The sequence below is a fragment of the uncultured Sphingomonas sp. genome (genome assembly GCF_902806265.1).
Classification (GTDB): Bacteria; Pseudomonadota; Alphaproteobacteria; order Sphingomonadales; family Sphingomonadaceae; genus Sphingomicrobium.
This window is the reverse complement of record NZ_CADCVZ010000014.1, coordinates 1-20,189: the sequence shown is the minus strand read 5'-3', so window position 1 is coordinate 20,189 and position 20,189 is coordinate 1. Positions and strand designations below refer to the sequence as shown.

General features: G+C 66.6%; 21 protein-coding genes and 1 tRNA gene. 10 read left to right on the top strand and 12 right to left on the bottom strand.

Annotated elements, in window-relative coordinates; all coding sequences use genetic code 11:
* Positions 1-214 precede the first annotated feature (214 nt).
* The 6 genes from QZX62_RS03550 (at position 215) to QZX62_RS03525 (ending at position 4,772) form a co-directional block, all read left to right on the top strand.
* A complete protein-coding gene (locus QZX62_RS03550) occupies positions 215-1,597 on the top strand; it encodes a M28 family peptidase (RefSeq protein WP_294172169.1) in 1,383 nt (460 codons plus the stop codon).
* 193 nt (positions 1,598-1,790) lie between these two features.
* The gene (locus QZX62_RS03545) at positions 1,791-2,111 is read left to right on the top strand and encodes a hypothetical protein (protein ID WP_294172167.1); all 321 of its coding nucleotides are present in this window, start codon (positions 1,791-1,793) and stop codon (positions 2,109-2,111) included.
* Positions 2,112-2,145: 34 nt separating this feature from the next.
* Positions 2,146-2,222: transfer RNA gene (locus tag QZX62_RS03540), tRNA-Pro, on the top strand.
* Between the two features lie 121 nt (positions 2,223-2,343).
* Positions 2,344-2,475, top strand: a complete 132-nt coding sequence (locus QZX62_RS03535) for a hypothetical protein (protein WP_294172166.1) — start codon at positions 2,344-2,346, stop codon at positions 2,473-2,475.
* An 81-nt stretch (positions 2,476-2,556) separates the two neighbouring features.
* Positions 2,557-4,440: an asparagine synthetase B gene (locus tag QZX62_RS03530; protein ID WP_294172165.1), complete on the top strand. Its 1,884-nt coding sequence runs from the start codon at positions 2,557-2,559 to the stop codon at positions 4,438-4,440.
* Positions 4,441-4,472: 32 nt separating this feature from the next.
* Positions 4,473-4,772, top strand: a complete 300-nt coding sequence (locus QZX62_RS03525) for a PqqD family protein (protein ID WP_294172163.1) — start codon at positions 4,473-4,475, stop codon at positions 4,770-4,772.
* 10 nt (positions 4,773-4,782) lie between these two features.
* Here QZX62_RS03525 and QZX62_RS03520 read toward each other — a convergent pair whose 3' ends face one another.
* Positions 4,783-5,700 (bottom strand): hypothetical protein, encoded by a 918-nt coding sequence (locus tag QZX62_RS03520; protein ID WP_294172162.1) that lies wholly within the window; start codon positions 5,698-5,700, stop codon positions 4,783-4,785.
* A gap of 55 nt (positions 5,701-5,755) precedes the next feature.
* Here QZX62_RS03520 and QZX62_RS03515 point away from each other — a divergent pair, with 55 nt between their 5' ends.
* On the top strand, positions 5,756-6,898 hold the full coding sequence (locus tag QZX62_RS03515) for a nucleotidyltransferase family protein (RefSeq protein WP_294172161.1): 1,143 nt from the start codon (positions 5,756-5,758) through the stop codon (positions 6,896-6,898).
* Here the strand turns inward: QZX62_RS03515 and QZX62_RS03510 are convergent.
* The 8 genes from QZX62_RS03510 to QZX62_RS03475 all read right to left on the bottom strand — a co-directional run bounded on the left by QZX62_RS03510 (position 6,861) and on the right by QZX62_RS03475 (position 15,048).
* Positions 6,861-8,216, bottom strand: a complete 1,356-nt coding sequence (locus tag QZX62_RS03510) for an O-antigen ligase family protein (protein ID WP_294172160.1) — start codon at positions 8,214-8,216, stop codon at positions 6,861-6,863. The genes QZX62_RS03515 and QZX62_RS03510 overlap by 38 nt on opposite strands.
* Entirely contained in the window at positions 8,213-9,232 is a 1,020-nt protein-coding gene (locus tag QZX62_RS03505; RefSeq protein WP_294172159.1) for a tetratricopeptide repeat protein, read from the bottom strand. Before QZX62_RS03505 ends, QZX62_RS03510 begins: the two co-directional genes overlap by 4 nt.
* A gap of 179 nt (positions 9,233-9,411) precedes the next feature.
* On the bottom strand, positions 9,412-11,613 hold the full coding sequence (locus QZX62_RS03500) for a polysaccharide biosynthesis tyrosine autokinase (protein WP_294172158.1): 2,202 nt from the start codon (positions 11,611-11,613) through the stop codon (positions 9,412-9,414).
* Between the two features lie 38 nt (positions 11,614-11,651).
* Complete coding sequence (locus QZX62_RS03495; RefSeq protein WP_294172157.1) at positions 11,652-12,356, bottom strand: polysaccharide biosynthesis/export family protein; 705 nt, start codon at positions 12,354-12,356, stop codon at positions 11,652-11,654.
* Positions 12,357-12,483: 127 nt separating this feature from the next.
* Complete coding sequence (locus tag QZX62_RS03490) at positions 12,484-13,260, bottom strand: metallophosphoesterase (protein ID WP_294172155.1); 777 nt, start codon at positions 13,258-13,260, stop codon at positions 12,484-12,486.
* A 22-nt stretch (positions 13,261-13,282) separates the two neighbouring features.
* Complete coding sequence (locus tag QZX62_RS03485) at positions 13,283-14,422, bottom strand: glycosyltransferase family 4 protein (protein WP_294172153.1); 1,140 nt, start codon at positions 14,420-14,422, stop codon at positions 13,283-13,285.
* A gap of 7 nt (positions 14,423-14,429) precedes the next feature.
* A complete protein-coding gene (locus QZX62_RS03480) occupies positions 14,430-14,699 on the bottom strand; it encodes a hypothetical protein (RefSeq protein ID WP_294172152.1) in 270 nt (89 codons plus the stop codon).
* A gap of 208 nt (positions 14,700-14,907) precedes the next feature.
* The gene (locus tag QZX62_RS03475; protein WP_294172150.1) at positions 14,908-15,048 is read right to left on the bottom strand and encodes a hypothetical protein; all 141 of its coding nucleotides are present in this window, start codon (positions 15,046-15,048) and stop codon (positions 14,908-14,910) included.
* 46 nt (positions 15,049-15,094) lie between these two features.
* On the opposite strand from QZX62_RS03475, the gene QZX62_RS03470 reads away from it, so the two are divergent.
* On the top strand, positions 15,095-15,424 hold the full coding sequence (locus tag QZX62_RS03470) for a hypothetical protein (protein ID WP_294172148.1): 330 nt from the start codon (positions 15,095-15,097) through the stop codon (positions 15,422-15,424).
* On the opposite strand, the gene QZX62_RS03465 is transcribed toward QZX62_RS03470, so the two are convergent.
* On the bottom strand, positions 15,399-15,935 hold the full coding sequence (locus tag QZX62_RS03465) for a CAP domain-containing protein (RefSeq protein ID WP_294172147.1): 537 nt from the start codon (positions 15,933-15,935) through the stop codon (positions 15,399-15,401). The two genes, QZX62_RS03470 and QZX62_RS03465, sit on opposite strands and share 26 nt — an antisense overlap.
* A gap of 99 nt (positions 15,936-16,034) precedes the next feature.
* Positions 16,035-17,996 carry an asparagine synthase (glutamine-hydrolyzing) gene (gene asnB / locus QZX62_RS03460; RefSeq protein ID WP_294172145.1) on the bottom strand — a complete coding sequence of 654 codons (1,962 nt, stop codon included), beginning with the start codon at positions 17,994-17,996 and terminating at the stop codon, positions 16,035-16,037.
* A gap of 110 nt (positions 17,997-18,106) precedes the next feature.
* Between asnB and QZX62_RS03455 the strand changes: the two genes are divergently transcribed.
* Together QZX62_RS03455 and QZX62_RS03450 are read left to right on the top strand one after the other, a co-directional pair.
* The gene (locus QZX62_RS03455; protein ID WP_294172144.1) at positions 18,107-18,523 is read left to right on the top strand and encodes an FdtA/QdtA family cupin domain-containing protein; all 417 of its coding nucleotides are present in this window, start codon (positions 18,107-18,109) and stop codon (positions 18,521-18,523) included.
* Complete coding sequence (locus QZX62_RS03450) at positions 18,520-19,617, top strand: DegT/DnrJ/EryC1/StrS aminotransferase family protein (RefSeq protein WP_294172143.1); 1,098 nt, start codon at positions 18,520-18,522, stop codon at positions 19,615-19,617. The genes QZX62_RS03455 and QZX62_RS03450 overlap by 4 nt, the downstream gene beginning before the upstream one ends.
* A 55-nt stretch (positions 19,618-19,672) precedes the next feature.
* Here QZX62_RS03450 and QZX62_RS03445 read toward each other — a convergent pair whose 3' ends face one another.
* On the bottom strand, positions 19,673-20,146 hold the full coding sequence (locus QZX62_RS03445; RefSeq protein WP_294172142.1) for an enoyl-CoA hydratase-related protein: 474 nt from the start codon (positions 20,144-20,146) through the stop codon (positions 19,673-19,675).
* Positions 20,147-20,189: the final 43 nt, after the last annotated feature.

The window sequence follows — 20,189 nt, the reverse complement described above, 5'->3', positions numbered from 1 at the left end:
ATAGCAGCAGCCCAATAATCCAGATGTTCACAACCATTCCCCTGTTCCGTCGCTGGCGTAACCAAGCACGATGCAGCGGCGCCACTGCCATCTTGCGCCTGTCGCGAAACGGAACAGCCCGTTCAAACGCCCTTAATGCGTCCGGGGCGGTCTGGGAGGCCTTACGGGTCCCAGCTACTCGACTTGATGCCGGGCATCCGGCTAGGCAGCGGCCATGAACAAAGCATTCACCGCGCTTCTACTCACCGCCACCTCACTGCCCGTCCATGCCCAAACAGCTTCTCCGGCGGTCGACATGGACCGTGTCGCTCAGCTGCGTGATGCAGCGCTGACCGACGATCTCGCCTATGCAATCACCGAAGGGCTGACGACGGAGGTCGGACAGAGGATGGCGGGAACGGCGGCCGAGGCTCGGGCGCGGGACTGGGCCGTGCGGCGGCTTCGCCAGCTCGGCTTCGCCAACGTCCGGGTGGATCCCTTCACCATGCCGGTGTGGGTTCGCGGTGCGGAAAGTGCGGACATCATGTCGCCTTTCCCGCAGAAGCTGGCGATCGCCGCGCTCGGCAACAGCGCTTCCACGCCGCCGAATGGCATCACCGCGGAGGTAATCGGTTTCCCCAGCGTCGACGCCCTCCGGGCCGCGCCAGTCGAGCAGGTTCGCGGCAAGATCGTTTACATCACCCACGCGATGCCCCAGACGCAAGATGGCTCCGGCTACGGCGTGTTCGGCGCGCCGCGGCGGCAAGGTCCGACGGTCGCCAGCCAGAAAGGCGCCGCAGCCATTGTTATCCGTTCGATCGGCACTGACTGGCACCGCAATCCCCACACTGGGGTCATGAACTTCGCAGACGGCGCGCAGCCCATCCCGGCCGGTGCTCTCTCGAACCCGGATGCCGATCAGCTCGAGCGCATCCTGAAGCGAGGGCGTGCTTCGATGCGCCTGGTGCTGCAATCGACGACCCTCGCCAACCAGTCTTCGGGCAACGTCATCGCCGAGGTACCCGGACGCGACCGCACGGCCGCACCGGTGCTGGTGGCCTGTCACCTCGACAGCTGGGACCAGGGTACGGGAGCGGTCGACGATGCCGCGGGGTGCGGGATCGTCACCGCCGCAGCCAAGCGGATCATGGGTGCCGGCCGCCCTTTGCGCCCGATTCGCATCGTCTGGTTCGGGGCAGAAGAGGTCGGACTGTTCGGCGGCCTCGACTACCGCGCCAAGTACGGGAAGCAGCCGCACCACGCGATCGCCGAAAGCGATTTCGGCGCGGACCGCATCTGGAAGGTGGACAGCCGGCTCGGGCCCGCCCGGAAGGCAGAAGCGGATGCCCTGAGGCAGGCCCTGCAGCCGCTCGGCATCGTTCCCGGCAGCCTCGAAGAAGCCGACGGTTCAGACATCGGTCCGCTGTTGCAAGACGGCCTCCCCGGTGTCGGCCTCAACCAGGACGGTACCCGCTACTTTGATCTCCACCATACGCCGGACGATACGCTGGACAAGGTCGACCTTAAGCAGATGCGGCAGAACGTCGCGGCTTGGACGGCAACGCTCGCGGTGCTGTCCGGGGGCGTCCAGCCGCCCGCGCGAGGTCGCCGCCGTTGATTCGCCCCGTCGCGTCGGGCATTCTTGCCGTGCTGCTGGTCGCTTGCGGCTCGCAAGGACAGGACGCGATCGAGCCGCCCTCGGTATCGGAAGCGCAAAGTTCGGATCGCCTGATGGACGAAGCGGTGCGCGCAGCCGACAACGCTGAGGGGCGCTCCCAAGACTTACCGGACGCCAACCAAGGAGATGGACGATGACCAAGTATCCGGCACTGCTGCTAGGACTGGCGCTCACCGCCTGCAACGCGCGCGATGAAGGCAATGGCACGACCGTGATCTCCGTGAACGGCGAGGCGGTCGAGCAGGGTGTCGAACAAGGAGTGGACCAAGCCGGCAACGCGCTGGAAAGGGCTGCTGGCGAGGTTGAGCAGGCCGCAGACCGGGCCGCGCCCGTTTTGGAAAACGCCGCGGAGAAGACGGGCGCCGCAGCCGAGCGCGCGGGCGAACGAGTTGAGAGCGCCGTGGAGAACACGGACGTCGACGTGGATGTCACCACCCGCAACGACGGGCGCTAGCCGCGGCAGCAAAGCGGTGCTAACCGCGCCCGGTCGGGGAGTGGCGCAGCCTGGTAGCGCATCTGCTTTGGGAGCAGAGGGTCGCAGGTTCGAATCCTGTCTCCCCGACCAGCTTCAGCCTTGGACGAAACTTCCCAGCCGCGCTCGTTCAGCCGCACGCGAGCGGGTAGCTTTTGAGCCGAAAACCCGCTAATCGCAGTGCAATTAACTTGAAGCTGCAGGGAGATCGCCGGTGCCGGACAAGCCGATGTCGAAAAAGGTGTGGCGCAAGCCGGAGGTCAGGCGAATGCGAGCTGGTGCGGCCGAGTTCAACAACGGACAGCGCGACGACGGCGACAACGGCAGTGCTCTCAACAACTCATAACTGAAGGTCCGGGCCGCAGATCCGATGCTGCGACGACGCGGCGTTATCGCCTGCTTCGGAGATGAGTAACGGAGTACCGCGTTGACGGCCCTTGCCGGCTTCTGGTCCTTCAACGGCAAGCCGCCGGGCCAGGATTGTGAGCGCATGCTTCAAGGGCAAGCGCTGTACGGCAGCCATCGCGCGCTGAACGACGACGGCGTCCTTGCGCTCGGCCGCAACCTGTTCGCCATCCTTCCCGAAGACAGGTTCGATCGCGGACCGCAACAGCGCGCCAACTTCCGCCTCGTGGCGGACGTCCGGCTGGACAACCGTTTGGAGCTTGCCGCCAAGCTAGGCTTGTCGCGGGTCGAACAGGCCCGGCTGTGCGACGCGGCTTTGTTGTTTGAAGCTCTGCTCGCGTGGGGTGCCGCGACGGTTGATCACCTGGCCGGCGAGTACGCCTTCGCCTTTTGGAACGCCGACGCTGGCGAGCTGCTGCTTGGCCGGGACATCCTCGGCCTGCGTCCGCTCTGCTTTCATCGCGGTCCGGGCTTCTTTGCATTCGCCTCCATGCCGAGCGGCCTGCATGCACTTGCCGACGTCCCTTACGACCTGAACACGGGCTGCATGATGAAGCATCTTGCACTTGCCCCGCGGACGGGGTCGGAGACCTTCTTCACGGGGATCGAACGGGTGGAGCCTGCGCACCTGCTGCGAGTCACCGTGCATGGCACGCGTTCGCAAGCTTATTGGAACCCTCCCCGGCCCGCCAACACGACCGGCTCGCCACAGGATCATGCGGCTGGGCTGCGGGCATTGCTCGATGAGGTCGTATCAGCTCAGCTGCGCGGCGCCGGCGACACCATTGCAACGCAGCTCAGCGCGGGTCTCGACAGCTCGACCGTAACGGCAACGGTGGCCAAGAACCGGCCCGACGCGCAGGTCATCGCCTACACCGCGGTGCCCCGAGCGGGCTTCGCCGGCCCCATACCCCCCGGCACCATCGCGAACGAGTGGGAGCTCGCCGCCGCGACGGCCCGCAGATACCCGAACGTTGAACATGTACGGATCGAAGGCCGGCCGGAGTCCCCAATGCGATGGCTCGACCGGAACTTCGCTTACCAGCAGCAACCGATGGCGAACCTCACCAACGCCGTCTGGGGACAGGCCATCCATGCCGCTTCGCGTGCCAGTGGTTCAAAGGTCATCTTCAAGGCATCGGCTGGCAATCTGACGATCAGCTACTCAGGACTGGAATGGCTGGCGCAGCTGCTGACGAGCGGCCAGCTCCTGAAGCTTGCCGGGATCAGCCTTGCCCTGGCGCGTCGAGGCCGGTCGCTGACGTCGCTGGGAGCGCATGCCGTTGGCCCGTTCGTCCCGCCAGCCATATGGCGGGCGCTCCGGAAGATGACCGGCAGGGTCGAGGATACGCTGGCCATGTCGGCCGTCAGCAGGATGCGCGCCGAGTCGCTCGAGCTGGACCATGCGGGTCGCCCGGCTGGAAAGCCGTTCGAGACGCGACTCTGGGCGCTGCGCCGCGCGGATGGAGGAAACGCTTACAAGGGCGTGCTGGGCGAATGGGGATTGAGCGTCCGTGACCCGACCGCCGATCGCCGCATCATCGAATACTGCCTTGCTGCTCCGCCCGAGGAGTTCGTCCGCGATGGCATTGCACGATCGCTGGCAAGGCGAGCCTTTGCGGATCGGCTGCCGCCGGAGGTCGCCGGCTTCGCGCTGCGCGGGTATCAATCCGCCGACTGGTACGAGGCGATGGACCTTGCCCGCCCCGAGATCGAGCAGGAAGTCGCGGCGATCGCGCGTTGCCCAGAGGCGGCGGAGGCGTTGGAGCTGGCCTGGGTGGACGAGGCTCTGGCCGACTGGCCGAGCGACTGGTCGCAGGCCGCGACACGGGACCGCTACCGCCTGGGACTTCTGCGGGGTCTTTCCGCCGGTCATTTCATGCGCAAGGTGAAAGGCACCAACTAGACGGCCCGGTGATGACAGCAGAAAGAGCAGGTATGCGGATCAGCGAAGACACCCTGTTTGCCCGTGCGACCAGCCTGCTAGAAGCCGAGGTGGATGACGAGTTGGTCGCGCTCGACGTGAAACTCGGCAAGTGCTTCGGCTTCAACCCTGTTGCCACCTCGACTTGGAAGCTGCTGGCTCAGACCCGCAGCTTTGCTGAGCTTCGTCGGGAGTTGATGGAGGAGTATGAGGTCAACGCCGAACGCTGCACGGAGGAACTTGCGGCGCTCCTGCACGAGTTGGTCGAGACGGGATTGGCTGAGCAGGTCGAGGCGGCTGCCGACGCGCGCTGATCGTGCCCGACTAGGCCTGACGCTCGGTTGCCTTCAGCACCTCGGCAATCATCGCGCGGGCGTGTTGGCCGAGGTCAGGCAAGGACTCCGGCCGAACCGTTCTCAGCACTGGCACCGTCCTGCTCAAGTGGACGCAGCTTTCCCAATGCGGCTGCGCGGCGCCCGTCACCGTGACGAACGCGCCCCGGTAGGTGTTCTCGTACAACGCCTCGAGTGCGTCGATGCCGGTGAGCCGCGTCACGGCGGGAGCAGGCCCGAACTGCAGCAGGCAGATTGCACGAAGCGGCACGGGCCCGTCGCTGATGCTGCACGGGGACACGGCCACGTCGAACTTGTCGAAACCAGCGTTGCCCACGAGCGATCGCGAATGATTGTCCGGATTGCCGCCCAAGCTTTCGAGCGCCTGCCGCCACAGCCGGATACGCGCCAGCCCCGGCTGAACGAACGGGCGTCCAGCCCCGTCGGTCCCCACGACACTGACGTCATCGGCGATGATCCGGTGGCCCTGCTCGGCGTACCAAGCGGTAAGCGTCGACTTGCCGGCGCCGCTCGGGCCCATAAAGGCGATCGCCTGCGCGCCGACCTGCAGGGCATTGGCGTGGAGCGGCAGCAGGCCACGCTGATGCAGGATCAAGCCCATCGCCGAGCCAAACAGGAACAGCTGGACGTTGCCCTGCGGCGCGTGCGCTTCAGGCTCTACGGCGATCCGGGAACCGCCAGTGCAAAGAAAGCGTCCTGCCCGAGGAACGGACAACAAGGCGCCGCCACCCCATTGGTGCAGGCCAGGCTCGCTTGGACAGTCCGGGCCGAACGTCGCTTGCGCGATGACGAGGTCGGTGGGCGCCGCCGGGTCGCCGCGGGCAAGACCCTCCAGCGGGAATCCGCTCCAAAGCGTCAGGCCAAAGGCACGATAAACGAAGTTGCCCATCACGCGCCGTAGGTGTTGATTGAGGGCGTCACCCGATCTTCCATCGCGCCTGCCCATGGCAAGCGCAACCGGAGCGCCATCGCGATTGTCGTTCACGTCCATAGAGACTGCCGAGTTCCGGCTGCTGCGCCAGAGCTGTGCGGCGTCTTTCCCCAGGAGCGGCGCTCCGGTTCTGGACGACCTGACCGATCTCAACTGGGATCGCTTCTTGGCGCTTGCGCGACGCCACCGCGTCCAGGGTCTTTGCTCCGCAGGTCTCGAACAACTGCGTGTGGGCGTGCCGGCAGCGGTCCGGGCCGCCCTGCAAGCGGACCGGCGCACGATCGCAGCAGACGGGCTGCGCGCAGTCAGCCTGTGCGGCGACCTCCGGGCGGCCTTCGATAAGGCCTCACTTCCCCTGTTGTTCCTGAAGGGGATCACAGTCGGGCAGCTGGCCTATGGCGACCCGTTCGTGAAGATGGGGTGGGACGTCGACATCCTCGTCCAACCCGCCGACCTGCCGGCCGCCGCGGTGCTTCTGCAGCGGCTCGGCTATGCGGCCATCCTCCCCCTGGATGTTCGCGCCATCGCCGCATGGCATCGCCGCAACAAGGAGTCCGTCTGGGTCAGGGACGGTGGCCTGACCATCGAACTGCACACCCGGCTGGCGGACAACCCCGAGCTGCTCGACGAGCTGAACCCCTTCTCGGCAACTCAGTTGGTGGAGGTGTTGCCGGGCGTGACGCTCCCTACCCTGCATCCGGAAAAGCTGTTTGCCTATCTCGCGGTTCATGGGGCATCGAGTGCTTGGTTCCGGCTGAAATGGCTGTGCGACTTCGCCGCGCTGATCGCCGCGAAGTCCGAGGCGGAAATCGAGCGCTTGCATCGACGCGCGTCTGAGTTGGGCGCAGGCCGCGCCTCTGCCTGGGCGTTGCTGCTGTGCCAGCGGCTGCTCGGCGTAGCCGGAGCAAGCGTCGAGCGCCTGGGACTCGCGCACCATCCTACGCATCGCCAGCTGTTGCGGTTGGGCCTGGCGGAGTTGGCGGACGAAGCTGAACCCACTGGGCGACTGCTGGGGACGCGTCGCATTCACTATGCGCAGCTACTGCTCAAGCCCGGTCTCGGCTTTGCCGCGCGCGAAGCTCGGCGGCAGCTCAAGTCAATCATAGTCAATCGCCGAGCTAGTCCAGACTCAGGTGGCGGGCAGGACGAGTCCTGACCCCTTCCGGCTCCGGGGTTCGACGGACCCGCGGCTCCGCCATCAGCGCGATCAATGTGGCGAACACTGCGGCGATGGCTGCGGTTCTGATCGGGAAGTCGACCGCGCTGTGCGCAAGGATGGCCGCCGAAGCGATCGTCGCCGCCTGTGCGAAACGCCCGCTGACCGGCGAGCGCCACACTTGCACGCTGCGCCGTACCCACCAGAACAGCGCCGCGAGCAGGAGCAGCGCGCCCGGCAGCCCGGCCTCGAGCACCAGCTCCAGATAATCGTTATGGACATGGTTGACGTACACGAAGTCGACAATGTCGGGGTTCTCATACCAGGGATAGACCCGCGGGAAGGCGCCGAGACCCGCGCCGGCGGGGAACATGTCGCCCGCGATCTGGGCCGAGCGCGCGTAGATGTCCTGCCGGGTGGAAACGGACACGGCCGCCTCGCCGCGCACCAGGGCGGTCGTGCTGGCTATCGCAATGCACCCGACCGCGCCGGTCACGAGAGCCACTCCGGCCAACGCGAGCCGCGCCCTGCTCCCTGGCGCAACCAACAGCGCCGCGCTGGCCAGCAGCGTGGGAACACTCAGCAGCATGGCCGCCATGGACCGGTTGAGCGCCAGTCCTAGCAGCAGCAGCGCAAAGGCGCCCGCGATCAACCCATAGACCCCGAACCGCTTGCGCCAGGCTTGGCCTCCTCCTGCCCGATACCGCGCCAGCAGGGCCAGGGTGAACGGGATGGCGGTCAGCAGCAGCGTGCCCATGTAATTGGCGTTGTTAAAGAACCCAGCCGCCTGCCCTCGACTCGTGAAGCTGTACAGGTAGCCCCATCGACTGCTGACCTGAACCGCGCCGAGCAAGATCCCCGCTACGGTCCCGACCACGATGGCCATCGCCAGGTAACGACCACGATGCGCTCCGAGCCGAACGATGCCGGCCACGACCGCCAACGGAGGCAGCAGCGACAATCCGCTCGCCAGCGTGTCGTAGGGCGCCAGCGACCAGGGCAGCCACGGCAGCTCCTGACCCAGCGAAGCATAGCCCTGCGCGATCGACTCCCGTCCGGGAAGCATCGTCCACATCGCGGGCGGAAGTGGCAGGAGCTGCACCGCGACCAAGCACACGGCGGCGGCGCTCAGCCAGCCGAGCGCACGGGCATCGTCGGTTAGAACCGATGGTCTTCGGGTAAGGGCCGCCCACGCTAGAAGCGCGATCGCGCCAAGCTGAAGCAGCAGGTTGCCGAGGATCCCCTGAGTACTGCCGCCCAGCAGCAGGCAGAGGAGGACGTAAGCCGGCACGGCGAACTGGCGCGCCCGCTCGCTCATCCTGCGCCCTCTCGAACGAGCTCGAGCCCAGTGATGGTGAGGTCCACGTTCGCTGGCAGCTCCGCAGGGGAGCCGCGCAACTGCAGCTCCTGCGCACGGCAGCCTGCCCCAACCGTAAAGGTCAGATCACCTCCATCGGCGACAGCCGTTTCCGCCACTTGTTCGTTGCCGGGAAGGCAGTTGATTCCCCATGACAAGGGTATGTCGTTAGGCGGAGACCCGCTGAGCCGGTAGCGCAGCCGATAGCGCCCTGGCCTCAGCAGCATCAGCTGGGCGGCGAGCACGGCAGCCTCGCGACCGTAGAAGAGGATGCGCAGCCCGCCGTTCGGTGCGGCCTCCGCGATCCCGGCGGCTCCGGCGGCCAGCGTCCAATTGAACGGCGGCGGCGCGCGCGAGGAATTGAAGCTCGCGTTGAAGAGCCCCGATTGCGCGTATGGAGCAACCCCAGCGAACCTGGCCCACAACTGGTAGGCCCGGCGGTAATCACCTGCTTGGACGAGGCTTCGCACCAGACGCGACTGCCAGTCTGGCGGCGGACCGGACGGTGGTTGCTCACCCGCCAAATCGAGTATCAACGCGGCATTAGCCGGGTTCTCGGCGAGCGTCGCCAGCACATTGCCGCGCAGCTGAGGATTCTCGCTCAGAATGGCGCGCACTTGGTCCGCGGCTCCCGGTTGCGTGGCAAATGCCGCCAGCGACGGGGTTAGCGGGCCTGCAGCCTTGGGCAAGCGCCGGATCAGGGCTCCGACCTGCCGCAAGCCGTCTGCCGTTCGGCCTTGCCTCAGATAAAGATCCGCCAGCAGGTAGCGTGCTGCCGGAGACCGTGGATCCCGCCGCGCCGCCTCCCGCAACAGCGCACCGGCGCGTTCCAGCTGCCCTTGGCTAAAGGCATTCGTGCCCGCCACCAGGAACGGTTCGGCCGCGAGTGGGTCGCGGGCGAGCACCGCATTCAACCGCCGGAAGACGGTTGCATCGGGTGGCCGTCCCTCGGCAGTGGCTCGGCCGATATCAATCAAGGAGATCTGCGTTGCCACTCTTGGATGGCTGGGCCAGACTTTTGCCGCCAACTCTGGGCGCTTCTCGGCAAGGGCTTGAACGACGGCGTTCCGGATGGCGACTACGCTGACCAGCACAGCCGCCAACGCGACAACGACGATCCGCCAAGTCGCGGAGGAGTCCACCAGCCGTCGAACGGTCAGACGTCCGCCCGATGTGGGATCATGACGATCTTCTCGCGCCGGCCGTCCTCAACGGCGCCATAGCGATAGTTGTAGTAGCCGTACCCCGACTCATTTTCCGCCGACTTGGTCAGCACTGCGCCAAGTATGTGCGCGCCCGAAGCCTCGAGCCGGTTGAGGGCCTCGACCGCAGCGCGGGTGCGGGTCTTGCCGCTCTGGACCGCGAACAGTACACCGGCGACCAGGGAAGCCAGCAGCGGTGCATCGGCCAGGCCCAGCACGGGCGGCGCATCGACGATCACCGCATCGAACTGGCTGGTTGCCTCGCTCAACACTTGCCCGAAGCGCGGGGTGGAGAGCAGGTCCGCGGGGTTAGGCGGCAGCGGGCCGCACGGCAGCAGCCACAGGCTCTCGAACTGGGTTGGCAGCACATGGGAGCCGACATCGTCATGGTTGGTGAGGAGCTTGGTCAGGCCCTGGTCGTCGTCCGCCGCCTTGAACGATGGCTTGCGAAGATCGCCGTCGATCAACAGCACCGTGCGGCCCTGCCGCGCAAAATTCTGCGCCAAGGCCAGCGCAGTGGAAGACTTGCCCTCCCCCGCTTCGGTTGAAGTCACCAGCAACGACCGAGGCACCCCCTCTTCCGTGCTGAACCGCAGCGACGCGGCGATGGCGGCGTACGCTTCAGAGACCGCCGAACCCGGATCCTGCAGGTCCTCAACGAAGCTGCCCTTGCCGGACCGGCGCGGAACTGCACCAAGCGCGGCAAGCTGCAGCTTGGTGCGGACGTCCTCACGGGTCTTCACTGTGTCGTTGAGGAACTCAAGCCCGACCGCCAGTCCGAGCCCGCCCAGCAAGCCCACGCCGAGACCTGCCAGCAGGTTGAACGGCAGGCTCGGCTTGAACGGACCGCCCGGCACTTCGGCACGGTCGACGATGGAGACCGGGGCGGCGCCGATGCCGCCAGCCACGCCGATCTCCTTGTAGCGCTGCAGCAGCGCGTCATACAGGCCGCGGTTGGTGTCTACCTCCCGCTGGAGGATGTTGTAGCGCACGCTGCGCCCGCGGAGGTCGAGAACCGAACCCCGCAGCGCGTTGACGCGGCTTTGCAGCGCCTGCTCCGCCGACAGGGCGCCGCGGTATTCCTGGGCAAGCGAGTTGTTGCGCCCACCCGCCACCTGCGATGTTTCGCGCGCAATCTGCCGGTCAAGCTCTTCAATGCGTGAGCGCAGGCTCACCATGTCCGGATGATCGGGCTTCAGCAGCGTGCGCTTTTCCTGATATTCCGCTTCCAGGCCGGCGCGCGCCTGGCGCATCGGCTGGGTGCTGGTGTTCACTTCGCTGGTTGCTCCCGACGCCTGCGCGGACCGGTAGGCCCCTTCCGCGGCCACGCGGCGGGCGGTCGCCGTCGCCAGTGCCTGGTTCAAGGCCACCAGCGACTCACCCTGGAGCGAACCCGTGGACTCGGACTTGCCGTCGCTGCCGACGCCGGTGCCAAGGCTGATGATCCCCTGGCTCTGCGCATAGGCAACCAGCTGGCGCTCCGACCGCTCCAGGTCGTTGCGGGTCTTGGCGATCTGGCGTTCAAGAAAGCGGCGGGCGTAGGCGGAAGCTTCAAACCGGCGCTGCAGGTTGGAGTTGATGAAGCTGTCCGCAACACCATTGGCCACCTGCGCTGCGAGCTGCGGGTCGTCCGACGTATAGCTGAAGCGCACCAGCCGGCCTTCCTCCGGTGCCTGCACCGCCAGCCCGCCCGCTACCCGCGCGGTGGCCGTCTTGAGCCGGTCCGCAACGCTGCCGCCTTCCCCTGCGAATCGCGGGTTGCCGGCCAGGTTGAGATCCTGGGCGACCCGCTCGGCCAAGCTGCGGCTCCCGAGTAGTCCGACCTGCGTCTGCAGGAAGTCCCAAGTGTCGCCCGACTGGGCCCGCTGGCGTGTTTGCTCGTCGCTCACCTCGACCACGGGCGGGTTCACTTCCAGCGTGACAAACGCCTTGTAAAGGGGGGTGGTGAGGACCGTCGCGATGACTCCGCCAGCCAGGCCCAGGGCGATCGCGCCGAGGATCAGCCAGCGCCATTCCCGCACGATCCTAAGCAGGGTCGGCAGGTCCAGCTTGGGCGCATGGTGAAGCCGCACCTCCGCCTGGGCCGGGCTGCGCGACACAGTCACGCGATCGCTGAGGCTCCGATTGTCGGCGGTGATCGCCACGTCCCTGTTCACGCGTAACCCCTAGGCTTCGACCGATTTGCGGTGGCCCGTCAGAACGGGCGGAAGATGGAGAAGATAGGCAGGCTGTTGAGGATCGACTTCTGGGTGGCCTTGATGGCCGAGCCATCGACCACGACGATGTCGCCGGGGTAGATCTGCGGGTCCGGGGCCTGACCGCGGCGAATGGCGGTAAGGTCGAACGCCGCTGCCTGCCGCTTGCCGCTGACGGTTCTGAACACCGCCACCCGGCGTGAGTTGGCATCCTCGCCGGTGCCACCGGCTAGGGCCACGGCTTGGATCAAGGTCATCGGCCCGGTCACCGGGAACGAGCCCGAGTTCTTGACCGACCCGTCCACCGTTACGCTGCGCCGGGTGGACGCCTTGACCCCGACGCTGATGTCGGGGTTCTCCAGATACTTGACGCCGTATGCGCTGGTCAGCGCCTGGTCGAGCTGCGTGGTGGTCAGTTCGGCGGCAGGGACGCTGCCGATCAGCGGCATCGCTATCTGCCCCGTTAGGTCCACCTCATAGTCGCCCGACAAGTCCGGCATCTTGAACACCTTGACGCTCACTGTGTCCATCGGCGCAATGCGGTAGCTGGACTCAAGTGGAACAATGGTTGGCGCGTCGGGCGCGGCAAGCGGAACGTCGTACGGAATCGGCCCGCCCCGACCTTCCGAGCAGCCCGTCGCGAGCAGCGGAAGCAGTGCCGCCGGCAAAAGCAGGATTGCAGCTTTCGTCGTCATGGCAGCCATGGATGCCTTTCTCCACCTGAGCCGTTGGTGAGTTCTAGGCTGGCTTCATAGGCATTGTTTCCGCCCTTCGTCGAGCGGGTTGCTCGATCGCCGTGCCGCTTTCGAGAAGCTGCCCGGGACGGCGACCCTACGCTGGGCCATCCTCCATCTGCTGCATGAACCATCGCTCCTCCCCCTCAAACCCTAGCGCCGTCAGCACGCCGAAGTGAAAGGCTCCGGTATCGATGCCGATGCGATTGGCGCGCTCGTCGATCGCCTTGGAGATGGTGTGCCCATGAACCACAATCATTCCGTGGTCGCGGCGGTCGCCCAGGAAGGGCTGCCTGATCCAGCGAAGATCGATCGAGGACTGTTGCTCCAGCGGCACCCCGGGCCGGATTCCTGCGTGAACGAACAGGTAACTGCCGAACCGGAAGCTGTCGCCCATTCCGTGCAGGAAAGCCTGATGCTCGGCCGGGATCGCGTGTCGGATATGCTCCAGAGCCGTTTGCTCGGGCATCGTCAGCAGGGACATGGCGTCTGCGCCGTAGCTGGCAAGACATTCCGCCCCGCCAAAGCTGAACCATTGCCGCAGAAGGCCTTCTTCCCCGTCAAGCAGGCGAAGCAGGACCTCCTCATGATTGCCGAGAAGAGCCACCGTCCGGAAGCCCGGAAGCGCCCCGCCCCGCACCCGCTCCACGACCTGGCTGGAGTGCGGGCCGCGGTCGATCAGATCGCCCAGGAATATCAATAACGGCTGAGCTTCACCGCCGCGGGCGCGATGGTCGCCGTCGATCTGCTGCAACAGTCCATCCAGAAGGTCGAGCCGGCCGTGGACGTCGCCGATCGCATACGCCCGGTGGCCCGCAGCGCCGTTCCGTGCCGGCGCCTTCGCTCGCTCGCCCCGCCATCGCTGCAGGATCATCCGGACGCTCCGTTTGCTCTTCTCATCGCTCGCCCGCGACCTCGCTGATAGCCTCCAGATAGGCGGTAACCACTTTTTCCTCGCTGAAGCGTTCCTCCACGAGCCGGCGCGAAGCTTCGCCCATCCGCCGCTTCTCGGCAGGGGGCAAGCTCATGAAGCGCAGCAACGCGTTCGCGAGGCTCGGGGCCGAGCGGACCGTGCAGAGTAAACCGTTACAACCTTCAACAATCACCTCGCGGTTCCCCGGCACGTCGGTCGCGATCAATGGCCTGCCCATCGCAGCCGCCTCGAGCAGGGAGCGCGGCAAGCCTTCACGGTAAGATGGCAAGACCACCGCGTCCGCCGCCGCGAGAAAGGGGCGAACGTCATCCGCAGCCCCCAGATATTCGATAAGACCGTCCCGTTCCCACCTGCCAAGTTCCTCCGTGCCGATGGCAGAACGATTCGCGGCACCAGCAAAGCCCAGCAGCTGAAAACGCGCGTGCAGCTCCGTGGCCTTGACCAACCGGGCAGCCTCAACGAATTCGCGCACGCCTTTGTCGCCAAGAATCCGGCCAACAAAGAGAAAGGTGCAGCAGCGCTCTTGCTTTGGCAGTTCAGACGAAGGCCGGAAGCGCACGAGATCGACTCCGGACCCCGGCAGCAACCGGGCTTGGCCCGGGCGAACCAACTTGCGGCTAACGAACAGGTCCAGGTCTTCGCCGTTCTGAAAGAAGACAACTGGCGCGCAGCGAAAGGCCGCCCGGTACATCAGGCTGATCAGGCGCTGCAGTGCTCCGCGGCGGATGAAGGCCGTGCCCAGTCCGCTTACGTTGGGCAGCGCGGGTACGCCCGCCAGACCCGCCGCCAGTGCGCCATAGATGTTCGGCTTGGCCGTGAAGCTAAGGTAAGCCAATGGCCGAGTCTTACGAAACAGGCGCAGGTAGGCGAGGACCAGCGATCCATCATGGATCGGGTTCAGTCCATCGCTATTGATCCGCATATCATGCTGCGCATTCCACTGCGCCGGCGTCTCGCCGTTGGCTTCGCCCCGAGGCACAGCCACTGCCACCGCGTAACCTGCTTCGGCCAGCCGCTCGAGCAGACGCCCGCGGAAGTTCTGGATGTTCCATAGGGAGTTCGCCGAAACCAGGATGGTACGGGGTTGCCCGACATGCGCCATGACGGGCTCATAAGCTGCCCGCCCCGCTGCGCCAGCCCGTTATCTTGCGGCGCCTCGGCGAACCATCGACCATCGATGTTGAGCTTTGCGCAACACAGGTCACCCAAATGCGTTGGTCTACTGGCAATTGGGTAAAATCCACGGTAAACGGTGTCGGAATGCAGGGGAGACCGCTGGTGAAGCGTTCGAAGTTGAGCAAGCTTACGACCGGCTTGGTGATGGTTGCGTTTGGCTTTGCTTCGCCGGCTACCGCCGCCTCACGGACGTCCTCCGCCATCGCTCCAGCGGTGTCGGTGGAACGCGCATCACTCAGCCCGTGGGTGGCACTTAGCGCTCTGGGGTCCTCCAGTTCCAGTGCCGCCGTCTGTGCATCGGCTGCTGCCGCCGCAAGCAGTGCTGCGCAAGCCCCGGCCCCCGGATGCGTCCTACCGGCGATCGACGCGCCGCCGCCGATCGCGCAGGTTCCGGACGCAGCGCCAGTCTCCTTAGCTGCCGCGCCGGCGACGGCGGCAGGGTTCAGTGTCCTGCCGCTGCTGCTTGGCCTGGCAGGTGCCGCCGCCATTGCCGCGCTTCTTCTTGCGGGCGACGACGACGAGGATGAGATCGACGTCGAGCCGATCACCCAAGGCTGAGCCGTAACGGCGGCAACGCTCTCTCGCGTCAGCCGGCACATTGATCTGGTACGAGCTCAAGCTGTTCCTCGCTCATGCCAGCGGCGCCAGCATGGATGCGCTGCACGTCATTGCCGGAGTTGCCGTTCAGCTGCTCGTTGCGGCCGTGCTGCGGATGTCCGTGGGGAGTTGGCGCCCGTGGCTGGCGGTGCTTGGCCTTGAACTGCTGAACGAGGCTGCGGACCTGCTGGTCGAGCGTTGGCCGCACCCCGGCATGCAGGTGGGCGAAGCGGCCAACGACCTTGTGCTGACCATGGCCTTGCCGACCGCCCTCATGCTGGCGGGACGGTACCGGCCTTCGCTGTTCAGCGGAGCCAGGCCGTCGGAATAGGCAAGCCGTCCTTGTTGCCGGGCGGGCTGTAGCGGCAGATCAGATAGTCGGTGGCGATGCTGGAGTAGACCGCGCATCCGACCCGAGTCGTGCTCGGCCACACCACCTGCGTATAGTGGGACACATCTTCCCACTGACCGGTCGAACTGACCGCGGGATAGATGCCGGGCCGAAGCAAGGCCCGCTCGTCAATCCACCGCCCGACCATCTGCTCCGGGCTGTAGACGCCGCGACTGCCCATCCACAAATTCTCGCGCTGCCCGGGACGGCTCGCACGAGGCGAGTGGACCAGTCGGCCGAGCAACGCCAACGCCGGACCATAGCTTGCTGCCGAGGCTGCGAGCGCCGGATCCCACGCGAGCGGTGCGGCACCCACCCTGCTGCGCTCGACATTGTGCGCGGCCAGCAGTCGCTGTTCGACCGGCAGCCCCGGCTGCGGCTGCAGCCGAAGCGTAGGGCTGGCGCTGCCCGCACTCGTAGCCATGGCAATCGCTGCAAGCAGACTCAGCATAACGCCCTCCTCTGCCGACAAAGGCGGATCGGCGGTAAAGGATTGGTTAGGGCGGCGGCGACTTGCTTGGGAGGCGCGGCGGGCTTCCGCTGATCGAGCTCAGCCCTCGCGCTGCCGGTCCAGCCATGCCTGGAACATGAGGATCGACCAGATCGCGGCCGTGGCGTTCTGGCGGCCGCTCAGGTGACCGCGCCAGCGCGCCTGAATAACATCGGCATCGAAATAGCCTTCCGAGCGCATCCTTGCCGGGTCCAGGAGCGCCTCGGCCCAGGGTCGCAGCGGGCCCTTGATCCACTCGCCGACGGGCACCGCGAAGCCGGTCTTCGGGCGGTCGAACAGGCCGCGCGGCAAGTGGCGGGCCAGGAGCTCGCGCAGGATCCACTTGCCCTTGCTCCCAACGATCTTGAACGGGAGCGGGATGCGAGCGGCGAGCTCCGCCACGCGGTGGTCGAGGAACGGAACCCGCGTCTCCAGGCTGACCGCCATGGCGGCGCGGTCGACCTTGCACAGGATGTCGCCCGGCAGATAGTTCACCGCGTCCGCGTACATCAGGCGCACGGCATCAGGAGCGCTCACGAGCGGGTTGAAGTGACCTGACGCCGCGCCACCCGCGCCCAGCACTGGGGGCGGCTCGAAGCGCCACTCGTCCGTGAAGCTCCCATAAACGTCGTCGAGGCTCCGCGCGGTGGCGGCGACTCGCAGCCCCTTGGCGATCTTGGCGCCCGCATGGGCCCGCGGACCCGGCAGCAGCCCTTGCCAAAGGCTTGACGGAAGACGCCCAAGCGGACCAGCGAGAGCACGGATCGGTCGGGGAATGCGGGCCAGCGAGCGCCACAGCCGCGGCCCGGCCAAGTGGCGATGGTAGCCTCCGAATAGTTCGTCACCGCCGTCGCCGGTCAGGGCTACGGTGACCTCGCGGCGGGCGAAGCGACTCACCAGAAAGGTCGGGATCTGAGAGCTGTCCGCGAACGGTTCGTCGTAGATGCTGGGAAGCAGCGGAATGGCTTGGAGGGCTTCGGCCGGACCGACCCGATGTTCATGATGAACGGTGCCCAGCTGCTTGGCTACGGCGCGGGCAGCCGCCGTCTCGTCGAACCCGCCTTCGTCGAAGCCGATGGTGTAGGTCCGCACGGGCGAGGCCGAATGCCGTTGGTACAATGCGACAGCGGCCGAGCTGTCGATCCCGCCCGACAGGAAGGCGCCGACCGGAACGTCCGCGACCGCTTGCTCGGCGATCGCCTGGCCAAGCACTGCATCGAGCCTGTCGAGGCACTCGGCCCCGTCCGCGATCGGTTCGGCCAGGCCCTGCTCCACCACCTGGCGGTAGCTCCAGTAGCGCCGCAGCCGCACGTCCGCATGGCCGGGCGACCCCGCCGCGGGCGCCTCGTCCAGGGCCCGGCCAACCGCCCCGCGCGAAACGGTCAGGATGCACCCTGGCTCCAGCTTATACATGCGGCGGTAGATGGTCGCGGGCGCCGGAACATAGCCGCGTGCGGCGAACAGGCCGAGCGCACCCCGATCGATCTCGCCACGGAACTCGGGATGGCACCGCAGCGGCCTGAGCTCTGACGCAAACAGGAAATCGCCCCCGGCCCATCCATAATAGAGCGGCTTCTCCCCGAAGCGATCGCGGACCAGGTGGAGCAGCCGCTCGCGCCGATCCCACAGCGCCAGCGCGAACATGCCGGCCGATACCTCCAGCGCACGCTCGAGGCCCCAGGCGGAAACGGCCTGCAGCAGGGTCTCCGTGTCGCTCGCCCCCCGCCACCCTCCGGCAGGCACCGCCCCTTCCCGCTCCAGCGCCGCACGCACCGCGCGGTGATTGTAGATTTCACCGTTGAAGACGATCAGCCAGCGCCCGTCGGCCGAGCCCATCGGCTGGTGACCCTGGGGCGAGAGGTCGACGATCGCCAGCCGCCGGTGCGCCAGGCCGATCCCGGCATCGCCGTCGCACCACAGCCCTTCGTCATCCGGCCCCCGATGCGCGATGCTTCCTGCCATGCGCCGCAGCAGCTCGTCGCTCACGCCGCCCGCAGTCAGATAACCGGCAAGTCCGCACATCGGGTTGGTTCACCAGGAAAGAGCGCTCACCCGTTTCCTGGCCGACCGCGCCCACGCCTGCAATGCCGTTGCCGCTTGCCTGCCTGCCGCCTGCCGGTAAGAGCTTGCAGGTGAGCCATGACCTGCCGCCCGGTTGCGCCCTCGTCGACCTGCCCGTGAAGGGCGACTCCCGCGGATCGCTGATTGCACTGGAAGGAGGCGGCGACGTGCCGTTCGAGATCGCGCGCGTTTATTACGTGTATGCGACGCAGCCGAACGTCGACCGCGGCTTCCACGCCCACCGCAAGCTCAAGCAGTTCGCGGTGGCGGTAAGCGGCGGGTGCACCATGGTCCTGGACAACGGGAAAGAGCGCGCCGAAGTCCGCCTCGACCGCCCCAGCCGGGGGCTGACCATCGGTCCCATGGTGTGGCACGAAATGCGCGCGTTCACGCCGGGCTGCGTATTGCTTGTACTGGCCGACGCGATCTACGACGAGGGCGATTATATTCGCGATTATTCCCGCTTCCTCGCGATGGTGCGCGGGTGAGCGTTGCCTTTCTCGATCTCGGCGCGGCAACGCGTGAATTGCGAGGCGAGATCGACGAATCGCTGGCGGAGGTGCTTGCCTCAGGCTGGTACATCGGCGGACCGGCGGTCACGCGCTTCGAGGAGGAATGGGCCGCTTACTGCGGCGCGGCTTATTGCGTCGGCGTGGGCAACGGGTTGGACGCCCTTCATCTCTCATTGCGAGCGCTAGAGATTGGGTCGGGCGATGAGGTGATCGTCGCCAGCAACAGCTATATCGCCACCGTGCTGGCCATCACCATGGCCGGAGCCACGCCGGTGTTGGTGGAGCCCGATCCTGCCACTCACAACTTGGATCCCCGCCGGATCGAAGCGGCGCTCACCCCGCGCACGCGAGCACTGCTACCTACCCACCTCTATGGCCAGCCGGCCGACATGGATGCGCTTCTGGCGCTGGCCGGCAGCCATGGATTGCGCGTTATCGACGACGCCGCGCAGGCGCATGGTGCACGTTACAGGGGTCGACGAGTGGGTGCCTCCGCCGACATCACGGCGTGGAGCTTCTATCCCAGTAAGAACCTGGGTGCGCTCGGCGACGCAGGGGCGATCACGACGAACGATCCCGAGTTCGCGCAGCGGGTGCGAGTACTCGGAAACTACGGCTCGTCCCGCCGGTACATCAACGAAGTCCGCGGACTGAACTCACGCCTCGACCCGATGCAAGCCGCCATCCTGGCAGTGAAGCTTCGGCACCTGGACCGCTGGAACGACCGTCGCAAGGCGGTCGCTGGCTACTACAACGATCGGCTGTCTGGTGCTGGCTTGACGCTGCCGTACGTGCCGGACTGGGCCGATCCGGCATGGCACCTGTACGTGGTGCAGCACAGCGACCGCGGCGGGTTCCAGTCGCGACTGGCGGAACGAGGCATCGGGACCTTGATCCACTACCCGGTCCCGCCGCACCTCCAGCAGGCCTATGCCGACATGAACCTTGCGCGCGGGAGCCTGCCGATCGCTGAACGGCTTGCCGACACGGTCCTCAGTCTGCCTGTCGGCCCGCACATGAGCGACGGCGAAGTCGAGCAGGTCGTGCAAGCCGTTCTGGCGAGTTGCTAGAATGTCTTGGCCAGCCTGAGTTTCAGGGATTCGCTGAAGCAAGGCCCTGCTCGCTCTAACGACCATGCCACCGTGGCGCGCGCTTCTCCAAAAAAGCCACTGCCCCCTCCATGTAGTCGGACGTCTGCTGCAGCGAGGACTGGCTTTGCTCAGCATCCGAACGCAGCACAGCGTCATCGAAGCCGCTTGCGATCCGTGCAATGCGAACGCTTTCACGGACCGCTAGCGGCGCGTTCGCGCGCACTTCGCGAGCGAGTTTCATAGCTTCGGCCAAGACATCATGGGACGGCACCACTCGATTCACCAACCCAAACCCAAGTGCTTCAGCGGCGTTGATCGGACGGCCGGTGGTAATCATCTCCATTGCAACCACGCGGGGAACGATCCTCGGCAGTCGGTACAGGCCGCCCGCCGACGCGATCAGGCCGCGCCGGACTTCGGGCAAACCGAACCGGGCGTCGTCGGCCGCGATCCCGACGGGGCCGCCGCCGGGCCTGGAAAAGCGGAGCTCCGCCGCCCGGAGCAGCAAGCGGCCCCCGCCCCCGCGGCGCGCCCCCCCGGGGGGGGGGGGG

Coding starts and splice junctions, on each gene's coding strand:
- QZX62_RS03480 (WP_294172152.1), bottom strand. CDS start 14,699: ATGGCGGAGGACGTCCGTGAGGCGGCGGTAGCCGGCGAAGCAAAGCCA.
- QZX62_RS03545 (WP_294172167.1), top strand. CDS start 1,791: ATGACCAAGTATCCGGCACTGCTGCTAGGACTGGCGCTCACCGCCTGC.
- QZX62_RS03525 (WP_294172163.1), top strand. CDS start 4,473: ATGCGGATCAGCGAAGACACCCTGTTTGCCCGTGCGACCAGCCTGCTA.
- QZX62_RS03485 (WP_294172153.1), bottom strand. CDS start 14,422: ATGGCGCATGTCGGGCAACCCCGTACCATCCTGGTTTCGGCGAACTCC.
- QZX62_RS03465 (WP_294172147.1), bottom strand. CDS start 15,935: ATGCTGAGTCTGCTTGCAGCGATTGCCATGGCTACGAGTGCGGGCAGC.
- QZX62_RS03515 (WP_294172161.1), top strand. CDS start 5,756: ATGGCAAGCGCAACCGGAGCGCCATCGCGATTGTCGTTCACGTCCATA.
- QZX62_RS03510 (WP_294172160.1), bottom strand. CDS start 8,216: ATGAGCGAGCGGGCGCGCCAGTTCGCCGTGCCGGCTTACGTCCTCCTC.
- QZX62_RS03550 (WP_294172169.1), top strand. CDS start 215: ATGAACAAAGCATTCACCGCGCTTCTACTCACCGCCACCTCACTGCCC.
- QZX62_RS03520 (WP_294172162.1), bottom strand. CDS start 5,700: ATGGGCAACTTCGTTTATCGTGCCTTTGGCCTGACGCTTTGGAGCGGA.
- asnB (WP_294172145.1), bottom strand. CDS start 17,996: ATGTGCGGACTTGCCGGTTATCTGACTGCGGGCGGCGTGAGCGACGAG.
- QZX62_RS03495 (WP_294172157.1), bottom strand. CDS start 12,356: ATGGCTGCCATGACGACGAAAGCTGCAATCCTGCTTTTGCCGGCGGCA.
- QZX62_RS03490 (WP_294172155.1), bottom strand. CDS start 13,260: ATGATCCTGCAGCGATGGCGGGGCGAGCGAGCGAAGGCGCCGGCACGG.